Source organism: Stenotrophomonas sp. SrG, from assembly GCF_050031795.1.
Classification (GTDB): Bacteria; Pseudomonadota; Gammaproteobacteria; order Xanthomonadales; family Xanthomonadaceae; genus Stenotrophomonas; species Stenotrophomonas rhizophila_A.
This window is the reverse complement of the sequence record NZ_JBNBBE010000936.1, coordinates 1-242: the sequence shown is the minus strand read 5'-3', so window position 1 is coordinate 242 and position 242 is coordinate 1. Positions and strand designations below refer to the sequence as shown.

Genomic DNA, 242 nt, shown 5'->3' with positions numbered 1-242 from the left:
AATGCACGTTACGTGGCTTCGCCAGCGGCGACGTGCACGAAGGCATGTCGTGGACGATGGAAGGCGCGCTCATCGATTTCGGCATCGCCAACATGGCCACCGCGCTGGCGAAAACCGCCGGCAGCCCGGCCGCACGCGAGCGATACAGTACCGAAGCGGCGTATTTCCGCGCCCGCGCCGGCACCTACGCCACCGTGTTCGACACGGCCGCCGGATTCTTCCAGGGCCGCAAGGACGATGGC

Annotated in this window: 1 protein-coding gene; it reads left to right on the top strand. The window is 66.9% G+C overall.

The genetic code is table 11. The annotated features are described in order from the left end of the window. On the top strand, nt 1–242 hold a 242-nt coding region (locus tag ACQG3P_RS22240), incomplete at both ends, for a glycoside hydrolase domain-containing protein (protein ID WP_426806263.1).